At 47.6% G+C, this 928-nt stretch carries 1 protein-coding gene; it reads right to left on the bottom strand.

The genetic code is table 11. The features are described from left to right. Positions 1-928 (bottom strand): amino acid adenylation domain-containing protein (locus tag CRO04_RS25750; RefSeq protein WP_141401062.1); only part of this gene is annotated, 928 nt, incomplete at both ends.

Genomic DNA, 928 nt, shown 5'->3' with positions numbered 1-928 from the left:
CCATCCGGCAGCCAGCGGGCAAGGTCCCCTGTCCGGTACATCTTCTCTCCGGCTTCATACGGGTTATCAACAAACTTTTGGGCAGTCAGGGACTGACGGTTTAAATAGCCTCTGGCAATTCCGTCTCCCGATACGCACATCTCTCCTGCCGCTCCCACCGGCAAAAGCTTCTGGTCCTTATCCAGTATATAGATCCTTGTATTGGACACAGGCTTTCCAATGGGCACCGAATCATATCCCATCTCCTCGTTCCGGTATTTCCATGCAGTTGCAATTACACTGTATTCGGTAGGACCATAAGCATTCATATAGTCCGCCTTATCCTTCCACTTTGAAACCAGTTCCTTTGTGATAGCTGATCCGCCGGTTACCAGCTTCTTTAATGACGGAAGGCTTCCCGGCTCAATGCCTGAAAGGTATGCAGGCGGCAGAAGGGTAATGGTGATTTTGTTTTCATTTATGAAATTCTTAAAATCATCCAGATTATTAATCACATCTCTGGAAACCAGATAAAGTGTTCCCCCGCCCAGCAGAATGGTAAAGGTCTCCCACACAGAAGCATCAAAGGAGCTGCTGGCAAACTGAAGCATCCGGTCTGATCCGTCCACGCCCCAGCTTTCCTTAAAATAATTCTGGAGATTTAAAATTCCGTGATGTTCTACCATGACCCCTTTCGGTTTTCCGGTAGAGCCTGATGTATAGATGATATACGCCAGATCATCTGATTTATTTACGGACTCCGGATTGGCATCCTCTTCCAGATAAGCCTCTTCATCGTCTAAACAGATCATAATACCGTTATACTGAATTCTGTCTTTTAGATGCTTTTGTGTGAGCAGAACGCCTGCGCCGCTGTCCTCCAGCATATATTCAATCCTGTCCTCCGGGTAACCGGGATCTATGGGCAGGTAGGCACCTCCGGCCTTTA

Origin of the sequence: Lacrimispora amygdalina, from assembly GCF_900205965.1 — a bacterium.
Taxonomy (GTDB): Bacteria; Bacillota; Clostridia; order Lachnospirales; family Lachnospiraceae; genus Lacrimispora; species Lacrimispora amygdalina_A.
This window is presented reverse-complemented; position numbering and strand designations above follow the sequence as displayed.